We start from the raw sequence: 707 nt of genomic DNA on the forward strand, positions 1-707 counted from the left end.
GTCTCTGGAGACGGGTGTAAAACGGCTTCGAAGGTCTCACCGGGGTGCCTTTCCGCTGCGAGAAGCCGGTCGACTAGCTTGTTCCCGTAGTCGTCGACGTAGACGGAAGAGTCGACCCATGACGAACGATTTTCACTCGTCGTAGTCGCGGCGGGGTCAGTGGACCGGTTCAGATACTCGTACACCATCATAGTCAACTCAGACGGCTGAGTACTCATTCTATCTCACCTGTTCTGGTCGGTATTGAGGGCACTTTGACGAGATTCGCGGCGCGTCATTCCATCCTGAACTCATGCGTTCTATTCTTTCAGTATCCATACTATTTCTACGCCCGAAGATATGTGGCAGGCAGAATAGATACCGAATATGTCCGTGTCTTAGTAGTAGCCTACAGACATACGTCACTCGAAGAAGCCGCGGATGATCTTCGACTCCGCGGCGCGCAGATGCTGGTGGAGCGTTGACGAGGACACGTCGAACCGGTCGGCGAGGTCGGCACCGTTGATACCCCGCGGATCATCATAGTATCCTTCTTGGAGCGCTGTCTCGGCGATCTCCCGCTGTCGGCTCGTCAAGTCTGTATTCCCGGCCGACTCGTCGCGTCTACCGGATGACCCGGACACATGGCGCTTCGAGACGAGCTGACACGAACCGGAGACGGTAGACAGCTCCTCGCGGACCCGACCGATCACTTTCGGGTCCGTGGT

2 protein-coding genes are annotated in these 707 nt (G+C 56.6%); both read right to left on the bottom strand.

The window, feature by feature from the left end:
- Positions 1-191: hypothetical protein (locus EXE44_RS21160; protein WP_206750398.1), on the bottom strand; the 191-nt coding region annotated here is incomplete at its 3' end.
- Positions 192-401: 210 nt separating this feature from the next.
- The coding region (locus EXE44_RS16925) for a helix-turn-helix domain-containing protein (protein WP_137717979.1) at positions 402-707 on the bottom strand (306 nt) is incomplete at its 5' end.

The organism is Halorubrum sp. SS7, assembly GCF_005435055.1.
GTDB classification, from domain to species: domain Archaea; phylum Halobacteriota; class Halobacteria; order Halobacteriales; family Haloferacaceae; genus Halorubrum; species Halorubrum salinarum.